Below are 14,051 nucleotides of genomic sequence, written 5' to 3'. Positions count from 1 at the left end.
CGCGCACGGGCGCGTCAGCGCGTGCGGACGTGGGGTGGGGGTTCGGTGCCGGCGGGGACGTGCGCGTCGGGTTGTGGGGTGCCGTAGCCGCCGGTCAGCGGGACGACGCCGGCCCACACCGCGTCTGTGACGTCCTCGGGGTCGTCTCCGGGCGGGCCGGTGCGGACCTTCACGCTGGCCTCGGTGAGATCCACGGCGAGCACGACGGTGGCGGCCAGCTCGCGCCTGTTCGGCACCCGGGCGTAGCCCCAGGAGCCGGGGGCGAGGTGCTCGACGATCGCCTCGAGGGCCGCCCACCGCTCCTGCTCGTCGGCGACGGTGCGGGCCTCGGCGAAGACGACCGCGGAGCGGTAGTTCATCGAGAAGTGGAAGACCGAGCGGGCGTAGACGAGCCCGTCGAGGTGGGTCACGGTCACGCAGACCGGTCCCGCGCGCAGCCAGCGCGCCCCGGTGGAGCCGTGGAGGTACAGGGTGTCGCCGATGCGGCCGTAGCCGGTGGGCAGCACCACGGGGGCGCCGTCGCGGACCAGGCCGACGTGGCAGACCAGGCCGGCGTCGAGGACGTCGTGGAGGGCGGTGCGGTCGGTCGCGCCCCGCTCCCGGAGCCTGCCGAGCGTGGTGCGGGGTGTGGTCGAGAGCGTCACGGGTCGAGTGTCGGACCCACGGGTGGCATCCTGGAACGGCCATTTCGACGAGATCTCGGAAGGCCATTCGTGGAGCTGCCCCCGTTGCCCCTGGACCGCACCCGGCCGTTGGCCGGGCAGCTGGCGGACGGGCTGCGCGCGGCGGCGGTCGGCGGTGCGCTGCGGGTGGGGGACCGGCTGCCGTCGACCCGGGCACTGGCCGGGGTCCTGGGTGTGAGCCGGACGGTCACCGCCGCGGCCTACGACCAGCTGCTCGCGGAGGGCTGGGTGCAGGGCCGGGTGGGCGCGGGGACCTTCGTGCGGGCCGTGCCGCCCGCCCTGTCCCCGGCCCGGGTCGCCGAGCCCGCCCGCCCGGCCGCCGAGCCCGGCGGGATCGACCTGCGGCCGGGCGTGCCGTGCACCCAGGCGATCGACCGGTCGGCCTGGCGGCGGGCCTGGCGCGCGGGGGCGGAACCGGAGCCCGACCTGCTGCCGGTCTACGCCGGGGTGCCCGCCTTCCGGACCGCGGTGGCCGAGCACCTGCTGCGCCACCGGGGCCTGGTCCCCGCCGAGCCGGGCGCCGTGGTCGCGACCGGGGGCAGCACCGGCGCGCTCGCCGAGGTGGCCCGGGTGCTGCCCCGCGGGCGGGTGGCGGTCGAGGACCCGGGGTACCGGCGGGCGGTCGACGCGCTGCGGGCGGCGGGGCTGGAGACCGTGCCGGTGCCGGTGGACGAGCACGGCCTGCGGGTGTCCGACATCCCGCCGGACGTCGTGGCCGTCTACTGCACGCCCGCGCACCAGTTCCCGCTCGGCGCCCGGCTGCCCGCGGAGCGACGGATCGCGCTGGTGGAGCGCGCCCGGTCCGAGGGGTTCCTCGTGCTGGAGGACGACTACGACGGCGAGCTGCGCTACGACGTCGCCCCGCTGCCGCTGCTCGCCGCGCTCGGCCCGGACGTCGTCGTGCATCTCGGCACGGTCAGCAAGATCCTCACCCCGACCCTGGGCGCGGGCTGGCTGGTGGCCCCGCCGGCCGTCCGGGCCGCGCTGCTCACCGCCCGGGAACGGACCGGCAGCAGGCCCGGGGTCGCCGGGCAACGCGTGTTCGCGGCCTTCGCCGAGGCCGGCGACCTCGCGCGGCACCTGCGCAGGCTGCGCCGCGAGCTGGGCGAGCGGCGGGCCCTCGTCGTCGGGGCCCTGCCCCCGGTGCGCGGCGACCAGGCGGGCGCCCACGTCGTCGTCCCGCTGGCGCGGACCGACGGGCTCCGCGCGGCGGCCGCGGCGCGCGGCGTCGAGCTGGACGTGTGGCCGGGCCACGGCGTGGTCCTCGGCTACGCGGGCCCGACGCGCGCCGAGCTGGCGGCGGCGCTCCCGGTCGTCGCGGACCTCGTGCGCGCGGCGACGTGATCCCTCCAGCTCAGGACCCGTGAGCGGCGATAGTCGCTCTGGCGACTATCGCCGCTCACAGTCAGCGGGCGGGACCGACGGCGCCGAGCCGCAGCTCGACCACGGCGCAGCCCGAGCCGTCGACCTCGACCTGGTCCACCGCGGGCAGGTGCACGCTCGTGGTGAGCGTGTACGAGCCGGGGGCGACCTGCGAGACCGCGAAGCGGCCGTCGGGGCCGCTGGTCGTGGTCGCGACGACCTCACCCGCGCCGTCGACCACCGTGACCAGGGCGTTCGGCAGGTGCATGCCGTCGGGGCCGTGAACCGTCCCCGCGAGCGCCCCGCCCGCGGCCAGGACGAGATCGGCGGGCTGCCCGTCGGTCACGGTGACGGCGGCGGGCTCGTGGCCCGCGAGCGTGGCGGTCACCGTCGTCGGGCCGAGGGGGATGCCGTCGAGCCGGAAGCGGCCGTCGGGTCCGGTGACCGCCCGACCGACGAGCCGTCCGGTCCGGTCGAGGGCCAGCACCGCGACGTCCGCCGCCGGGCGGTCGCCCACCCGGACGCGGCCGTGGACGCCGCCGTCGCCGCGCAGGTCGAAGTCCTGTGCCGTGCCGCGGCCGTTGAGGTGCACGGCGGCGACCTCGGGGTGGAACCCGGGGGCCGTCGCGATCACCGTGTAGTCGCCCGACGGCAGCCCGGCGAGGGAGTACCCGCCCGCCGCGTCGACCTCGGCGCGGCCGACCTGGCGGCCGTCCGGCGCGGTGACCGTGACGACGCCGCCGGGGATCGCCGTGCCGTGCGGGGTGCGCAGGGCGCCGGAGACGGTGCCCGCGGCCGGGACGTCCGGGAACCCGTCGAAGGCGCCCTCGAACGCGCTCTCGAACGCGGACACCTCGACCAGCTCCCCGCCCTCGGCGGCCAGCTCCGCCCCGACCGTCTCCGGGGTGGCCGCCACGACGGCCCGCCGTCCGGTGAACAGGGACGCCACCGCCGCGACGACGCACACCACCACGGCGAACCAGAACGCCGCCGTCAGGCCTTCGGAGAACGGGCCGGAGATCAGGTTCGGGAAGAAGCTGCGGCCGGTCAGGAAGTCCGCCTGGTTCGCGGGCAGCTGGTTCAGCACCGGCCCGAGCAGCTCCCGGATCGGGTTGTAGCCGAGGAACGCCGCGAACAGCACGCCCACGGGCGGCAGGTCGGCGATCCGGGCGGCGTCCGCCGCGGGCACCCCGTTCTGCAGCAGGCCGGACTGCATGACCGACGGCAGGTTCGTGGACAGCCCGGCGATCATCAGGCTGAAGAAGAAGCCGATGGACAGGACCATCGCGGAGTTCTGGAACGTCGCCGTCATGCCCGCGCCGGCCCCGCGGCTCCCGGCGGGCAGCGCGTTCATGATCTCGGCCCGGTTGGGCGAGGCGAACAGGCCCATGCCGATGCCGTTGACCAGCAGGATCGCCGCGAAGCCCCAGTAGCCGAAGTTCACCGGGAGGATCTCGAGCAGCACGAAGCTGACGGCCGTGATCAGCATGCCGCCGGTGGTGAACCACTTGGCGCCCCAGCGGTCCGAGAGCACGCCGGACAGCGGCGCGGACGCCAGGAAGCCGATGGTCAGGGGCAGCATGTAGATGCCGGCCCACAGCGGCGTCTGCTCGAAGCTGTATCCGTGCTGGGGCAGCCAGATGCCCTGCAGCCAGATGATCAGCACGAACTGCAGGCCGCCGCGGCCGAGCGAGGCCAGCAGGTTCGCGATGTTGCCGAGGGTGAAGGGCCGGTTGCGGAACAGCGAGAGCTCGAACAGCGGCGTCGCCACCCGGGTCTCGATGAACGCGAAGACCAGCAGCACGACGATCCCGCCGATGATGCAGCTCAGCACCAGCGGGCTGCCCCAGCCCATCACGCTGTCGCCGTAGGGCTGGATCCCGTAGGTGATGCCGACCAGCAGGGCGATGAGGCCCACCGCGAAGGTGATGTTGCCCCACCAGTCCATCTTGGCGCGGGTGCGGCGGCCGTCGTCGTGCAGCTTGAAGTACGCCCAGAACGTCCCGAACAGGCCGAACGGCACCGACACCACGAACACCAGGTGCCAGTTGACCGGCCCGAGCAGGCCGCCGACGACCAGGCCGAGGAACGAGCCCGCGATGGCCGCGACGCCGTTGATCCCCAGGGCCATGCCGCGCTGGTGGACCGGGAAGGCGTCGGTGAGGATCGCGCTGGAGTTGGCCATCAGGAACGCGCCGCCGACGCCCTGCACGATCCGCCAGCCGATCAGCCAGATCGCGGCGGCGTCCCCCTGTTGCCAGGTGACGGCGAGCAGGATCGACGAGACCGTGAAGACGGCGAAGCCGAGGTTGTACATCCGGACCCGGCCGAACATGTCGCCGAGGCGGCCGAAGCCGACCACCAGCACCGCGGTGACGACCAGGAAACCCATGATCATCCACAGCAGGTAGCTGGTGTTGGACGTCTCGAGGGGGTTGATGCCGATGCCGCGGAAGATGTCCGGCAGTGCGATGAGCACGATCGAGGAGTTGATCGTGGCCATGAGCATGCCCAACGTCGTGTTGGACAGCGCGATCCATTTGTAGCCCGGACCCGGCGCGGTGGTCTGTTCGACGGACACCCAGCCTCCAGTTGCGCGGCGAAACTATTTGACTCAGGCTAACTGTTGCGTGAGGCATCGGTCGAGCCGAGGGTTCCCGCGGCGGGCGTGGGAAGCGTCACCCGTTGCCGTACACCCTGGTCGGAGCGACGAGGACCGCGACGCGACCCTCCTCACGCATCACACGGTCGTAGGTGTCCCAGTCGTCGTGCGTGCCGCCCGCCGCGGTGAACACCGCGCGCAGGAGCAGCCGCAGCTCCTCGGCGTCGACGTCTCCGGGGCCGATCAGCTCGCTCGTGCCGTCGACGGCGGCCCAGCGCCACCCCGAGCGCCACAGCACCGAGGTCGCGGGTCGGGCGCGCAGGTTGCGCAGCTTCACCGGGCCGTAGGTCACGTACGCGACGACCGGTGCCCCGGTCCGCGGGTGGTCGAGGACGCCGGCGTTGACCAGCGAGGAGTGCGGGGTGCCGTCCGCCCGGACCACGGTGACCGAGCACAGGCCGTGCTCCTGGGTGACGATGCGGCGGACGGGCTCGAGATCGACGCTCATGGGGGGCAGTCTCCTCGTACCCTCGGGCCGTGGCCGATCTGTTGTCCTCCCGTGACCGTCGCCCCCTCCGGGACCTGCTCGCCGGGCCCGCGCCGCTGGTCGCGCCGGGCGCCTACGACGCGTTGTCCGCCCGGCTCGTCGAGCAGGCCGGGTTCGACGTCGTCTACATGACCGGGTTCGGCACGACGGCCGGGCTGACCGGGCGCCCGGACGTCGGCCTGCTGACCGGGACCGAGATGGCGGACAACGCCCGCCGCATCGTCGCCGCCGTCGACGTGCCGGTGATCGCCGACGCGGACACCGGCTACGGCAACGCGCTCAACGTGATCCGCACCGTCCAGACCTACGAGCAGGCGGGCGTGGCCGCGATCCAGCTCGAGGACCAGGTGGCACCGAAGAAGTGCGGGCACATGGCGGGCAAGGAGATCGTGCCGCTGCCGGAGATGCTGGGGAAGATCCGCGCCGCGACCGACGCGCGCTCCGAGATGCTGATCATCGCCCGGACCGACGCCGTCGCGGTCGAGGGCGTCGACGCCGCCGTCGAGCGCGCGCTGGCCTTCGCCGACGCGGGCGCCGACCTGCTGTTCGTCGAGGCCCCCACCTCGGAGGCGGACCTCGAGCGGGTGGCGACCGGGCTGCGCGGCGTCGCGCCGCTCGTCCTGAACTGGGCGGAGGGCGGCAAGACCCCGCCGGTCAGCCTGGAGCGCGCGGGGGAGCTCGGCTTCTCGCTGGTGCTGTACCCGATCGGCACCCTGCTCGCGGCCACCGCGGGGATCCGCGCGCTGCTCGAGACGCTGCGCCGGGAGGGCACCCCGGCGTCCGCCCTGCCCGGCCTGCCCGCCTTCGACGAGTTCACCGACCTGGTGGGCCTGCCGGAGGTGCGGGAGCTGGAGCAGCGGTACCGCTGACTAGGGCGCGTCTCCCACTCCGGCGCCGCCGGGCCCGGTGATCCACGTCGTCGCCGGCAAGGCAGCCGGGCCGCCCTCATACGGGGCGTATTCGGGCGGTCCGGCAACGCCGCCGGTGGCGGCGTGGGCGCCGGGAGCGGTGGTGGCGGAGTGGGAGACACGCCCTAGAGTCCCCGGGCATGGGTGACCGGATCAGAGTGGCCGTCGTCTTCGGCGGACGGAGCTCGGAGCACGCGATCTCGTGCGTGTCCGCGGGCAGCGTGCTGACCCACCTGGACCGCACGCGGTTCGACGTCGTGCCGGTCGGGATCACCCCGGACGGTGCCTGGGTCCTCGGCACCGACGACCCCGCCGAGCTGCGGATCCGGGAGCGCGCCCTGCCCGCCGTGGACGCGACCGCGACCCCGCTGGCGCTGCCCGGCGACCCCACCCGCGGCGGCCTGCTGCGCCTGGACACGGCGGAGGTGTTCGCGGGCGTCGACGTCGTGTTCCCGGTGCTGCACGGGCCCTTCGGCGAGGACGGCACCATCCAGGGCCTGCTGGAGATGGCGGGCCTGCCCTACGTGGGCGCGGGCGTGCTTGCCAGCGCCGCAGGCATGGACAAGGAGTTCACCAAGAAGCTGCTGATGGCCGAGGGGCTGCCGGCGGGCACCCTCGCGGTCCTGCGGCGCGGCGAGTCGCTGTCGGCGGCGGACCGCGAGCGGCTCGGGCTGCCGGTGTTCGTCAAGCCCGCCCGGGCGGGCTCGTCGGTCGGGATCACCCGCGTCACGGACTGGGCGGCGCTGGACGCGGCCATCGGGGCCGCTCGGGAGCACGACCCGAAGGTGCTGGTGGAGGCCGCCGTCGTCGGGCGCGAGGTGGAGTGCGGCGTCCTGGAGCTCCCGGACGGCACGCTGCGCGCCTCGCTGCCCGCCGAGATCCGGGTGGTGGGCGGGACCAGCGAGTTCTACGACTTCGAGGCCAAGTACCTCGAGGACGTCTGCGAGTTCGACATCCCCGCCAAGCTGGACGACGCGACCTCGGACGCCGTGCAGGAGATGGCGATCGCCGCCTTCCGCGCGCTGGACTGCCAGGGCCTCGCGCGCGTGGACTTCTTCGTCGGCGACGGCGGCGAGCTGACCGTCAACGAGGTCAACACCATGCCGGGCTTCACCCCGATCTCGATGTACCCGCGGATGTGGGCGGAGACCGGCGTCGACTACCCGACCCTGCTGAGCACCCTCGTCGACACCGCCCTGGCGCGAGGGGTGGGCCTGCGCTGAGGTCGTGAGTGGCGATGGTCGCTCTGGCGACCATCGCCACTCACGGGGCGTCAGCGGACCTGGACCGGGCGTTCGGGGAGGGTCTGCGTGATCGCGTTGCTGATCGTCTGGACGGGGGCGCTGCCGCCCTGGGTCGGGGTCGTCAGGGCCACGTAGACGCCACGATCCACGGCGACGTAGGTCACCAGGCTCGGCTCCGGGGTGCCGTCGGTGATCGTCAGCCAGCTGACACCGTTGACCTCGGTCAACGTCGAGGTGGGGGTCAGCTCCTGCGGGCGGGGGAGACCGCAGCGCAGCACGACCGGGCGCGGCGCGGCGGCCCAGGCCGCCACCCCCGGCTCGGTCACCGGCCGCCCGACCAGCGCGGGGTCACCGGGCAGGTCGGGCGGGAGCGCGGCGAGCAGGTCCGTGCACGCCTGCGACCCGGCGTCCGGCGCGACGACCGGGGCGACGGCGAGCGGGCCGGTCTCCGGCGCGGGCGGGGCGGGGGTGAACCCGCCCGCCCGCGCGTAGAGCGCCAGCCCGGCCACGACCAGGGCGAGGACCAGCGGCAACGCGATCGCGAAGACCACCGCCGGCCGTCGCAGATCAGAGGTGCTCACCGGGGATCCGCTCAGCCCAGGTCGACCACCGGGCAGGTCAGGGTGCGGGTGATCCCGATGATCCCCTGGATCTTGGCGACGACGAGCCTGCCCAGCTGGTCGACGTCGTCCGCCTCGGCGCGCACGATCACGTCGTACGGACCGGTGACGTCCTCCGCGCTCACCACGCCCGCGATGGCACCGATCTCGGCGGCGACGGCCGCCGCCTTCCCGACCTCTGTCTGGATCAGGATGTAGGCCTGCACCACGGCGTGCCTCCCTTTCTCACTCGCTCGGTCCTCCGGACGCGACGTCCGGTAGGAAAGTCGCAAGGCAACGTACCTGAGGAGGGCCCGTGTCCCCATCGTCGAGCGTCCCGGAGGACCCCTCCGTGGCGCACGTTGAGGCGAGCGACACACCGAGCCTGGGGTCGCTCGGCGAGTTCGGACTGATCGAGCGGGTGACCCGCGACCGGCCCGCCGGGGCGGCCACGCTGCTCGGCCCGGGTGACGACGCCGCCGTCCTCGCCCAGCCGGACGGCCGCGTCGTGGCCTGCGTGGACGTCCTCGTCGAGGGCGTCCACTTCCGGCTCGACTGGTCCCGCCCGCAGGACGTGGGGCGCAAGGCGGTGGCCGCCAACCTGGCGGACGTGGCGGCGATGGGCGCCGCCCCCACCGGGCTGCTGTGCGGTCTCGCCGCGCCCGCCGACACGCCGGTCGAGGTGCTGACCGGGATCGCCGACGGGATGTGGGCCGAGGCCGGGGTCGTCGACGTCGGGCTGGTCGGCGGGGACGTGGCGTCCGGTCCCGCTCTGATGATCTCCGTCACGGCGCTCGGCTCGCTGGAGGGCCGGGCCCCCGTCCTGCGCTCCGGGGCCCGGCAGGGCGACCGGGTGGCCGTGTGCGGGCGGCTGGGCTGGGCCGCCGCGGGTCTCGCCGTGCTGACCAGGGGGTTCCGGTCCCCGGGGGCGGTCGTGGGTGCTCACCGGTCGCCCGAGCCGCCGTACGCCGCGGGCCCGGCCGCCGCGCTGGCCGGGGCGACCGCAATGATCGACGTCTCGGACGGCCTGCTGGCCGACCTGGCCCACGTGGCGCGCGCCTCGGATGTCGGGATCTCCCTGTCGCGCAAGGCCTTCGCCGTGCCCGACCGGCTCGTCGAGGTGGGGTCCGCGCTCGGCGTCGACCCGCTCGAGTGGATCCTCACCGGCGGCGAGGACCACGCGCTGGCCGCCACCTTCCCGGCGGACGCGACGCTCCCCGAAGGCTTCGTGGAGATCGGGGTCGTGGCCGAGGGCGCCGACGTGCTCGTCGACGGCGAGCCCTACGCCGGGCCGACGGGCTGGGACCATTTCACGTCGGGGTAACGCTGCACGGGCAGGCTGTCGCGGTGACCTCGTTGCTCGTGCACGGCGCGACCCTGCTGACGATCGACCCCGCGCGGCCCGACCCCTTCGTCGGCTGGTTCACCGTCGGCGCGGACGGGCGGATCACCGCGGTCGAGGAGGGCACGCCGCCCGCAGGCCTGGACGCCTCCGAGGTGGTGGACGCGACGGGCAGGATCATCGCGCCCGGCTTCGTCTCCGCGCACAGCCACCTGTTCACCTCCGGGTCCCGCGGGCTCGGCACCGACCTCGCGCTCTACGGCTGGATCCAGGCGATGACCGCCGTCACCGAGAAGGCCGATGCGCAGGACGTCTACTGGACGACCCGGCACGGGGCGCAGGACTTCCTGCGCAACGGGATCACCACGGCCTACGACTTCACGGACGTCGGGCTGCGGTTCGAGGCGCAGTCGACCACGTCGTCCGCCTACGTCGGCACGATCCCGCCGGTGGAGTACCAGCACGCCCAGCTGCGCGCGAAGGTCGACGCCGGGCTGCGCCACGTGCACTCGGTGATGCTGGCGCAGGGGGCGTTCTCCCTCGACCAGGCGCTCGACCACGTCGACGAGACGGTGGCGCTGGCCGCGTCGGTACAGTCGGACCTGCACCTCGGGGTGGCGGTGAGCGGCACGGTGCAGTGGGCGGAGTCGAAGGCGACCGCCGAGCTGGAGGTCGCCGCCATGCGCAAGCACGGGCTGATCAACCAGCCGCACCTGCTGGAGACGGCCTACGGCGTGGAGGCGCAGCAGGAGAAGTTCGCCTGGTACCGCGAGGCGGGCGCGCTCGGCCCGGACCTGGTGTTCGGCCACTTCATCCAGACCACCCCGGAGATCATCGCCGAGGCGGCCGCGGCAGGCTGCGGCATGAGCTGGCAGCCGATGTCCAACGGGCGCCTGGCGTCCGGGGTCGCGTCGATCCCGGAGATCCGGGCGGCGGGGATGCGGGTCGGCGTGGGGCTCGACGACCAGTCCTGCACGGACGTCGCGGACCCCTTCTCCAACTGCCGCTTCGGGATCTACCTGCTGCGGGCCACGCACCGCGACCCCGCGGTGATGCCGGTGCGGGACATGCTGACCCTGCACACGCTCGGCTCGGCCGAGGTCCTGGGGATCTCCGACGACGTCGGGTCGCTGCGGGTGGGGCGGTTCGCGGACTTCCTCGTCGTCGACCCCCGGGACCCGGACACCGGCCCGGTCTGGGACGCCTACGGCACCTACGTCCTCGCCTGCTCGCTGCGCAACCTGGAACAGGTGTGGGTGGGTGGGCGGCTCGTCGCCGCGGGCTCCCGGCTCACCGACCCGGAGGCCGGGCAGGTCGTCGCCGAGGTGCACGGACGGCTGGGCCGCCTCGCCGCGTCCTGACAACCGGCTGCTCTCGACGGCGAACGGCGCGTCGGCTCACCAGGTGTGAGCGAACGCGCCGTTCGCCGGGTCAGCGGCGGAACAGGCGGCGCCACCAGGCGTCGGGTCGGCCGGGCACGGAGCGCTGCGGCGCCGCGAAGGGCCGGTCGGCGGGGGCGCGCGGGGCGAGGGGGAGCGCCGGGATCGTGGGCGGCGGGGGGACCGGCTCCAGGACGACGGTCGAGGGCCCGGCCTCCCGCGCGTCGGCGGGCTCGGGCCGCCCCGCGTCCGACGGCGTGTCGGAGGGCGCGTCCGAGGACTCGAGGGAGGGCTCGGCGGGTGTCTCGGCCGCCGCGGGCGCGGGGGTGGGCTCGTCCGCGGGTGGGATGGACAGGTACGTGGTGCTCTCGGACGGCGTGCTCACGCCGGACCATCGGGACCGTGCGCGCGCTCGTTACGGGACCCGTGACGCACGTCGCCGGGTCGGCGCGGTGGCCGGGCGTCGGGTCCGCAGCAGCGGTGCGCTCCGCGACGCTCATGGTCGGGTATCGGCGTCGCCGGGGTGCTGCTCACCGCCGTCGTCACCGGTGATCCCCGTGTCGGGAGCGGAACGGTCGGGAATCGACCGCGTGTCTCCCCGGGCACGGATCATGAGGCTCAGCGGAAGCCGGGGACCCAGCGTTCGACGAGCCCGCGCGCGGCGACCGTGCAGTCCAGCTGGGCCAGGATGTTCATCCAGCCGGAGAGGACCCGCATGACCAGGGCGTACTCCGGGGGGAAGCTCAGCGCACGGCCGGTCTCGCGGTAGGCACGGTTGGTCGGGTTGGCCACCCGGGCGCCCTGGCGGGCGATCCACTCCTCGGTGAAGTGGAAGGACTCCTCGCGCAGCGGGTCGCCGAGGGCGCCCACCCAGCGCAGGACGTCCGCGGCCTCGGCGCCCGGAGCCAGGAACCCCTCGGCCCGCAGCAGGGCGTCGAGCGCCTCGGCGTCCCGGTCCGCGGTCAGCCGCAGGATCGCGACGAGCACGGGCGGGATGCCGTCCGGCAGGGTCGCGGCCGCCCCGAAGTCGATCATGCCGAGCCCGGAGCCGTCGGCCAGCACCAGGAAGTTGCCCGGGTGCGGGTCCGCGTGGAGCAACCCGACCCGGGTGGGGGAGGCGAACATCGTCTCGACGATCGTGGTGCCGTAGCGGTCCCGGTCGGCCACGGACCCCTTGCCACCCAACGACTCGCGCAGCGGCGCCCCGTCGAGCCACTCGCTGACCAGCACCTTCGGTGCGGACGCGATCACGCGCGGGACGCGCAGCCCCGGCCAGTCGGCGAAGCCCGCGGCGAAGGCGCGCTGGCGGTCGGCCTCCATGCGGTAGTCGACCTCCTCCATCGTGCGCGCGCGCAGCTCGCGGATCAGGGCGCGGGCGTCGAGGGCGGGGAAGATCGCGGCGAAGAGCCGGGAGAAGCGTTCGAGGGTGCGCAGGTCGGCGTCCAGGGCCAGGTCGGCGCCGGGGTACTGGATCTTGACGGCGACCTCCCGGCCGTCCTTCCACGTGGCCCGGTGCACCTGCCCGACGCTCGCCGCCGCCGTGGGCTCGTCGGCGAACTCGCGGAAGTGGGCGCGCCAGCCGCGGCCCAGCTGCTCGGCGAGCATCCGGTGCATGTCCGCGGTCGGCATGGGCGGGCTGGAGGTCTGCAGCTTCGCCAGCGCCTCGCGGTAGGGCCCGGCGATCTCCGTGGGGATCATCGCCTCGTAGACCGACAGCGCCTGCCCGAGCTTCATCGCGCCGCCCTTGAGCGTGCCGAGCACGGCGAAGAGCTGGTCGGCGTTGCGCGCCAGGGTCTGCGCCGAGTCCGCCTCCGCGCCGACGAGGGTCCGCCCCCAGTCGCCGACGGCGCGCCCGGCGAAGCTCAGCGGCAGCGACGCGAGCCGTGCGGACCGCCCGAAGCGCGGAACCCCGTCCATGATTCGGACCGTACCGCGAGGCCGTGTCTCCCGATCCGGCGCCACCGCTCCCGGCGCCCACGCCGCAGGCGGCGGTGCCGGATCGGGGGACACGGCCTACGCCACCGGGGTGAACCCCGGCACCCACCGCTGCGCCAGGCCGCGCAACCCGACGGTGCAGTCCAGCTGGGCGAGGATGTTCAGCCACCCGGACAGCACCCGCACCACGAGCAGGTGCTCCGGCGGGAGGGCCAACCGGCGCCCGGTCTCCCAGAAGGCCCGGCCCCGCGGGTCGACCATCCGCTCGCCCTCGCGCCGCAGCCACTCGCGGTGCAGGTGGAAGTGTCGGTGGCGCAACGGGTCCGCGAGCGCGCCGACGTAGCGGAGCACCTCGTCGGCGGTCACGCCCGGCCCGGCGAAGCCCTGCGCCTTGAGCTCGAAGAGCATCGCCGCGGCGTCGCCGTCGGCCAGGTGGGTCAGCAGGCGGGCCAGCCCGGGCGGGAACCCGTCGGGCAGCTCGGCCACGGCGCCGAAGTCGATCAGGGCGAGGCGGCCGTCGCGCAGCACCAGGACGTTGCCGGGGTGCGGGTCGGCGTGCAGCAGCCCGAACCGGGCGGGGGAGGACACCGCCGTCTCGACGATGGCGTGGGCGTAGCGGTCGCGCGTCGCCGCGCACCCGCCCGCGCCGAGCACGTCCCGCAGCGGGACGCCGTCCAGCCATTCGCTGACGATCACCGTGGGCGCCGAGGCGACGACCCGCGGTGCGACGAGGTCGCCCTCCAGGCCCGCCGCGAAGATGCGCTGGCGGTCGGCCTCGGCGCGGTAGTCGAGCTCGTCGAGCATCCGGGAGCGGAGCTCGGCGAGGACGGCGCGGGCGTCGAGTGCGGGGGCGAGCAGGGAGAACAGGCCTGTGAAGCGCTGCAGGGTGCGCAGGTCGGCGTCGAGGGCGTCGGCGGCGCCGGGGTACTGGACCTTGACGGCGACCTCCCGCCCGTCGTGCCAGACGGCGCGGTGCACCTGCCCCACGCTCGCCGCCGCGGCCGGGGTGTCGGAGAACTCCCGGAACCGGCGCGGCCAGTCCCGCCCCAGCTGCCCGGCGAGCACCCGGTGGACCTCGCGGGCGGGCATGGTCGGCGCGGAGTCCTGCAGCTTGGCGAGCGCCTCGCGGTACGGCCCGGCGAACCCCGCCGGGATCATCGGCTCGTACACCGAGAGGGCCTGGCCGACCTTCATGGCGCCGCCCTTGAGCCTGCCGAGCACGGCGAAGAGCTGCTCGGCGTTGCGCTCCATGGCCTCCGCCGACACCTCCGCGCGGTCGGCGCCCGCGAGCCGGCGCCCCCACCCGGCCACCGCGCGCCCGGCGAAGGACACGGGCAGGGCGGCGATCGCGGCGGTCCGGGCGGTGGGCCGGGTGGGGATTGCCGTGAGGGTGCTCATGACGGACAAGAGTCGCGGGGAACGGGCGCCGAGACACCCGAGGCACCACGGA

Annotated in this window: 13 protein-coding genes; 5 read left to right on the top strand and 8 right to left on the bottom strand. The window is 74.7% G+C overall.

Annotation, left to right across the window (positions count from 1 at the left end; genetic code table 11):
* Nucleotides 1-14: 14 nt before the first annotated feature.
* On the bottom strand, nt 15-644 hold the full coding sequence (locus BLS43_RS31265; RefSeq protein WP_176921449.1) for a pyridoxamine 5'-phosphate oxidase family protein: 630 nt from the start codon (nt 642-644) through the stop codon (nt 15-17).
* Between the two features lie 69 nt (nt 645-713).
* On the opposite strand from BLS43_RS31265, the gene BLS43_RS31260 reads away from it, so the two are divergent.
* Nucleotides 714-2,027, top strand: coding sequence for an aminotransferase-like domain-containing protein (locus tag BLS43_RS31260; RefSeq protein WP_176921448.1), 1,314 nt, complete (start codon nt 714-716; stop codon nt 2,025-2,027).
* A gap of 61 nt (nt 2,028-2,088) precedes the next feature.
* Here the strand turns inward: BLS43_RS31260 and BLS43_RS20750 are convergent, their stop codons facing one another.
* Both BLS43_RS20750 and BLS43_RS20745 read right to left on the bottom strand, forming a co-directional pair.
* Nucleotides 2,089-4,554 (bottom strand): MFS transporter, encoded by a 2,466-nt coding sequence (locus BLS43_RS20750; RefSeq protein ID WP_093087874.1) that lies wholly within the window; start codon nt 4,552-4,554, stop codon nt 2,089-2,091.
* A gap of 169 nt (nt 4,555-4,723) precedes the next feature.
* Nucleotides 4,724-5,155, bottom strand: coding sequence for a TIGR03618 family F420-dependent PPOX class oxidoreductase (locus BLS43_RS20745; RefSeq protein WP_093087629.1), 432 nt, complete (start codon nt 5,153-5,155; stop codon nt 4,724-4,726).
* Nucleotides 5,156-5,184: 29 nt separating this feature from the next.
* Here BLS43_RS20745 and BLS43_RS20740 point away from each other — a divergent pair, with 29 nt between their 5' ends.
* Nucleotides 5,185-6,063: an isocitrate lyase/PEP mutase family protein gene (locus tag BLS43_RS20740; protein WP_093087626.1), complete on the top strand. Its 879-nt coding sequence runs from the start codon at nt 5,185-5,187 to the stop codon at nt 6,061-6,063.
* Between the two features lie 179 nt (nt 6,064-6,242).
* On the top strand, nt 6,243-7,325 hold the full coding sequence (locus BLS43_RS20735; RefSeq protein WP_093087623.1) for a D-alanine--D-alanine ligase family protein: 1,083 nt from the start codon (nt 6,243-6,245) through the stop codon (nt 7,323-7,325).
* 50 nt (nt 7,326-7,375) lie between these two features.
* On the opposite strand, the gene BLS43_RS20730 is transcribed toward BLS43_RS20735, so the two are convergent.
* A complete protein-coding gene (locus BLS43_RS20730) occupies nt 7,376-7,927 on the bottom strand; it encodes a DUF3515 domain-containing protein (protein ID WP_176921447.1) in 552 nt (183 codons plus the stop codon).
* 11 nt (nt 7,928-7,938) lie between these two features.
* A complete protein-coding gene (locus BLS43_RS20725; RefSeq protein WP_093087617.1) occupies nt 7,939-8,175 on the bottom strand; it encodes an Lrp/AsnC ligand binding domain-containing protein in 237 nt (78 codons plus the stop codon).
* Between the two features lie 122 nt (nt 8,176-8,297).
* Here BLS43_RS20725 and BLS43_RS20720 point away from each other — a divergent pair, with 122 nt between their 5' ends.
* Together BLS43_RS20720 and BLS43_RS20715 are read left to right on the top strand one after the other, a co-directional pair.
* The gene (locus BLS43_RS20720; protein ID WP_093087614.1) at nt 8,298-9,269 is read left to right on the top strand and encodes a thiamine-phosphate kinase; all 972 of its coding nucleotides are present in this window, start codon (nt 8,298-8,300) and stop codon (nt 9,267-9,269) included.
* Nucleotides 9,270-9,292: 23 nt separating this feature from the next.
* A complete protein-coding gene (locus tag BLS43_RS20715) occupies nt 9,293-10,648 on the top strand; it encodes an amidohydrolase family protein (protein ID WP_093087610.1) in 1,356 nt (451 codons plus the stop codon).
* Between the two features lie 70 nt (nt 10,649-10,718).
* Here the strand turns inward: BLS43_RS20715 and BLS43_RS20710 are convergent, their stop codons facing one another.
* The 3 genes from BLS43_RS20710 to BLS43_RS20700 all read right to left on the bottom strand — a co-directional run bounded on the left by BLS43_RS20710 (nt 10,719) and on the right by BLS43_RS20700 (nt 13,999).
* A complete protein-coding gene (locus BLS43_RS20710) occupies nt 10,719-11,051 on the bottom strand; it encodes a hypothetical protein (protein WP_093087607.1) in 333 nt (110 codons plus the stop codon).
* A gap of 233 nt (nt 11,052-11,284) precedes the next feature.
* Nucleotides 11,285-12,583: an ABC1 kinase family protein gene (locus BLS43_RS20705; protein ID WP_093087604.1), complete on the bottom strand. Its 1,299-nt coding sequence runs from the start codon at nt 12,581-12,583 to the stop codon at nt 11,285-11,287.
* Between the two features lie 96 nt (nt 12,584-12,679).
* On the bottom strand, nt 12,680-13,999 hold the full coding sequence (locus tag BLS43_RS20700; RefSeq protein ID WP_093087601.1) for an ABC1 kinase family protein: 1,320 nt from the start codon (nt 13,997-13,999) through the stop codon (nt 12,680-12,682).
* Between the last annotated feature and the right edge of the window lie 52 nt (nt 14,000-14,051).

This window comes from Pseudonocardia oroxyli (genome assembly GCF_900102195.1).
GTDB lineage: Bacteria > Actinomycetota > Actinomycetes > Mycobacteriales > Pseudonocardiaceae > Pseudonocardia > Pseudonocardia oroxyli.
Note: the sequence above shows the minus strand (reverse complement) of the source record. Positions and strands in the feature narration are given on the sequence as shown.

Excerpts from the sequence above, each read along its gene's own strand:
- BLS43_RS20705 (WP_093087604.1), bottom strand. The coding sequence starts at position 12,583 with ATGGACGGGGTTCCGCGCTTCGGGCGGTCCGCACGGCTCGCGTCGCTG.
- BLS43_RS20700 (WP_093087601.1), bottom strand. The coding sequence starts at position 13,999 with ATGAGCACCCTCACGGCAATCCCCACCCGGCCCACCGCCCGGACCGCC.
- BLS43_RS20745 (WP_093087629.1), bottom strand. The coding sequence starts at position 5,155 with ATGAGCGTCGATCTCGAGCCCGTCCGCCGCATCGTCACCCAGGAGCAC.
- BLS43_RS20735 (WP_093087623.1), top strand. The coding sequence starts at position 6,243 with ATGGGTGACCGGATCAGAGTGGCCGTCGTCTTCGGCGGACGGAGCTCG.
- BLS43_RS20750 (WP_093087874.1), bottom strand. The coding sequence starts at position 4,554 with ATGCTCATGGCCACGATCAACTCCTCGATCGTGCTCATCGCACTGCCG.